This window comes from Streptomyces sp. NPDC056948 (assembly GCF_042674225.1).
In the GTDB taxonomy this organism is placed as follows: Bacteria; Actinomycetota; Actinomycetes; order Streptomycetales; family Streptomycetaceae; genus Streptomyces; species Streptomyces purpurascens.
Map to the genome: position 1 here is coordinate 1 of NZ_JBHUQX010000708.1, position 2,659 is coordinate 2,659.

Annotated in this window: 3 protein-coding genes; all 3 read left to right on the forward strand. The window is 70.9% G+C overall.

Annotation, left to right across the window (positions count from 1 at the left end; translation table 11 throughout):
- On the forward strand, positions 1-1,343 hold a 1,343-nt coding region (locus tag ACFTZL_RS43805; RefSeq protein ID WP_382595896.1), incomplete at its 5' end, for a M16 family metallopeptidase.
- Positions 1,344-1,399: 56 nt separating this feature from the next.
- Positions 1,400-2,152 carry a 4-hydroxy-tetrahydrodipicolinate reductase gene (gene dapB / locus ACFTZL_RS43810; RefSeq protein WP_382595898.1) on the forward strand — a complete coding sequence of 251 codons (753 nt, stop codon included), beginning with the start codon at positions 1,400-1,402 and terminating at the stop codon, positions 2,150-2,152.
- A 13-nt stretch (positions 2,153-2,165) separates the two neighbouring features.
- Positions 2,166-2,621: a hypothetical protein gene (locus tag ACFTZL_RS43815; protein WP_382595901.1), complete on the forward strand. Its 456-nt coding sequence runs from the start codon at positions 2,166-2,168 to the stop codon at positions 2,619-2,621.
- Positions 2,622-2,659: the final 38 nt, after the last annotated feature.

Sequence of the window (2,659 nt, forward strand, 5' to 3'; positions counted from 1 at the left end):
CCTCGGAGGCGCGGGCCGTCGCCCGTACCCAAACCCTGATCAAGGGCACCAACGGCATCGGCACGGTCCGCAAGACCACCCTCCCCGGCGGCCTGCGCATCGTCACCGAGACCCTGCCCTCGGTCCGCTCCGCGACCTTCGGCATCTGGGCGCACGTCGGCTCCCGCGACGAGACCCCGGCCCTGAACGGCGCCACGCACTACCTGGAGCACCTGCTCTTCAAGGGCACCGACCGCAGGTCCGCCCTGGACATCTCCGCCGCGATCGACGCGGTCGGCGGCGAGATGAACGCGTTCACGGCGAAGGAGTACACGTGCTACTACGCGCGCGTGCTCGACACCGACCTGCCCCTCGCCATCGACGTCGTCTGCGACATGCTGACGGGCTCCCGCATCCTCGAGGAGGACGTCGACGTCGAGCGGGGCGCGATCCTCGAAGAGATCGCCATGACCGAGGACGACCCGGGCGACTGCGTGCACGACCTGTTCGCGCACACGATGTTCGGCGACAACCCCCTCGGCCGCCCGGTCCTCGGCACGGTCGACACGGTCAACGCTCTCACCGCCGACCGCATCCGCCGCTTCTACAAGAAGCACTACGACCCGACCCACCTCGTGGTCGCCTGTGCGGGCAACGTCGACCACGCCAAGGTCGTACGGCAGGTCCGCGCCGCCTTCGAGAAGGCCGGTGCCTTCAAGGAACCGAGCGCCGAGCCCGTCGCCCCGCGCAGCGGCCGGCGCGCCCTGCGCACCGCGGGCCGCCTGGAGCTGATCGACCGCAAGACCGAGCAGGCGCACGTCGTGCTCGGCATGCCGGGCCTGTCCCGCACCGACGAGCGGCGCTGGGCCCTGGGCGTGCTCAACACCGCGCTCGGCGGCGGCATGTCGTCCCGCCTCTTCCAGGAGGTGCGCGAGAAGCGCGGCCTGGCCTACAGCGTGTACTCGTACACCTCCGGCTTCGCCGACTGCGGCCTGTTCGGCGTGTACGCCGGGTGCAGGCCGTCACAGGTGCACGATGTGCTGAAGATCTGCCGCGACGAACTCGACCAGGTCGCCGAGCACGGCCTGTCCGACGACGAGATCGGGCGCGCCATCGGCCAGCTCCAGGGCTCCACGGTCCTCGGCCTGGAGGACACCGGCGCACTCATGAACCGCATCGGCAAGAGCGAGCTGTGCTGGGGCGAGCAGATGTCCGTCGACGACATGCTGTCGCGGATAACGTCGGTCACCCCGGACGACGTCCGCTCGGTCGCCCGCGAGATCCTGGGACGGCGGCCTTCTCTGTCGGTCATCGGCCCGCTGAAGGACAAACAGGCGGCCCGCCTGCACGACGCCGTCGCCTGACCATCCCCGTTGACAGGCCGGACAAGCCGGACGAGCTCGACAAGGAAGCACAAGAGATGAGCAAGCTGCGCGTGGCGATCCTCGGCGCCAAGGGCCGGATCGGCTCGGAAGCCGTTCGAGCCGTCGAGGCCGCCGAGGACATGGAACTGGTCGCCGCCCTGGGCCGGGGCGACAAGCTGGAGACGCTGGCCGAGACCGGCGCCCAGGTCGTGGTCGAACTGACCACGCCCGACTCGGTCATGGCCAACCTCGACTACTGCGTACGCCACGGCATCCACGCGGTCGTCGGCACCACCGGCTGGACCGACGAGCGCCTCGCGCAGCTCAAGGGGTGGCTGGACCAGTCCCCTCGGACGGGTGTGCTCATCGCGCCGAACTTCTCCATCGGGGCCGTCCTGACGATGAAGTTCGCGCAGCTCGCCGCCCCGTACTTCGAGTCCGTCGAGGTCGTCGAGCTGCACCACCCGAACAAGGTGGACGCCCCCTCCGGCACCGCCACGCGCACCGCCCAGCTCATCGCCGAGGCCCGCCGCGAAGCCGGCACCGCCCCGGCCCCCGACGCCACGACCACCGCCCTGGACGGCGCCCGTGGCGCCGACGTCGACGGCGTTCCGGTGCACGCCGTCCGGTTGCGCGGGCTGCTGGCCCACCAGGAGGTCCTGCTCGGCGCCGAGGGCGAGACCCTGACGGTCCGGCACGACTCGCTCCACCACAGCAGCTTCATGCCGGGCATCCTGCTCGGCGCCCGCCGTGTGGGGAGCGTCCCTGGCCTGACCTTCGGCCTGGAACACTTCCTGGACCTGAGCTGAGCCCCTGACCGTCATGCGCGCGAAGCTCACCTACGCCCTCACGGCCGCCGTCCTGGTCGTCTACTTCGTCCTGGTCGGCAGCCGCGGTCTCCTGCTCATCGAGACCGGCACACCCCTCACCGTCACGTTCGGCGTCGCGGTGCTGATCCTGCCGGTCATCGGCCTGTGGTTCCTGTGGAAGAACACGCAGTTCGTCCGCAGGGCCAACCAGCTCGCCGCCGAACTCGACGCCGAGGGCGGTCTGCCCGTCGACGAACTGAAGCGCACTCCCAGCGGGCGCATCGACCGGGACTCGGCCGACGAGGTCTTCGCCCGGCGCAAGGCCGAGACGGAGGCCGCCCCCGGCGACTGGCGCTCCTGGTTCCGTCTGGCCGTCGCCTACCACGACGCCCGCGACACCCCGCGCGCCCGCAAGGCGATGCAACGCGCGATCGCCCTGCACGACGGCAAGCAGCCCGAAGCGGCCTGAGCCGCAGCCACTCATGCCGGTGGGGCCGGACCGAGAAC

Excerpts from the sequence above, each read along its gene's own strand:
- dapB (WP_382595898.1), top strand. The coding sequence starts at position 1,400 with ATGAGCAAGCTGCGCGTGGCGATCCTCGGCGCCAAGGGCCGGATCGGC.
- ACFTZL_RS43815 (WP_382595901.1), top strand. The coding sequence starts at position 2,166 with ATGCGCGCGAAGCTCACCTACGCCCTCACGGCCGCCGTCCTGGTCGTC.